1 protein-coding gene is annotated in these 1,024 nt (G+C 32.9%); it reads right to left on the reverse strand.

From position 1 onward, the window contains the following. Nucleotides 1-257: 257 nt before the first annotated feature. Nucleotides 258-1,024, reverse strand: a 767-nt coding sequence (locus ACFIMI_RS09650) for a type IV secretion system protein (RefSeq protein WP_375692535.1), incomplete at its 5' end; no start/stop codon positions are given.

Here is a 1,024-nt window from a genome sequence, read left to right on the forward strand (position 1 = left end):
GATCAATTTTATTGAAAAGTTGCGTGAACACTGTAAAGTCCATGGAATTCCTCTTTAACGAATTTTCAACTTTTTATCACCTTGGAACATAGATATATGCTAAACGCCTCATTTTCATTTATACATTACCTAAGTGTTTTCAGCACGATATCTTGGCTTTGATAAAATCTTTGTGCTTCTCTTAATTGTTCAGAGAGTACTGAACCTTCTACATTGGTTTTTGTTTTCATGAAAAAAAGCAAATGCTGTAAAAAGCTTTATTGGTTAGATCTTATTATAGGCATATTTTTGTAGTTAGAGGCTACAATTTTTCTGTACAATTTACGTTTTTGTATTTCGATAAGAGTCTCTTCGTCATCGCTTAAATTTCTGACCATTTGTAGCTTTGTATATTCATTTTGGATCATGGCTGACATGGTCTTGATGCGTGTTTGCAGTTCGAAAACTTCTTTGAGATCTTTTGTTTTATTTATCTTATCTAAGAAATCGTTCATTTGTTTAAAGCGGTTCTCTGCGTCTTGGAAAGTTTGAAAACTTACAGCTTTTTCGACAATTCCACTATATTTAAGACGCGTATTAATTGTTTCGCGCATTTGGTCATACGGCAAATTCTGGAAGCCGTACCTTTTCTCTTCGAGAATAATCTCATTAAATCTTTTTTTAAAGTCCCCAGTAGTTATGTTTTGGTAGTTTGTCTGTGTTTTTGGGTAGATAGAAAACAAATCTTGTATGAAAGAATTCTTGTTTTCTCCTATTGTTGGTTTTTGTATCCTATTTCCTGTTATAGACTGATGAATTTTTTTCGCGTTTTCGATCTGGTTTTCGTTTGTTTTAATTTGTTGTTCTAACAACTTAATAATTTCCAGATATTCTGCTTTTGAAAAAGGACTTTTAACAGTTGAACTTTGTGTCCCAGAACCCCAGCTAAAGTTAGACGTTAGAGTTAAATTTATCATCCCCAAAAGGGTAATCATTCCTGTTATAATAAATCGCTTTTTCATCTGTCTCCTCGCTTGATTTCGGC

Source organism: Bartonella sp. AP4SXKL, assembly GCF_042195845.1.
In the GTDB taxonomy this organism is placed as follows: domain Bacteria; phylum Pseudomonadota; class Alphaproteobacteria; order Rhizobiales; family Rhizobiaceae; genus Bartonella.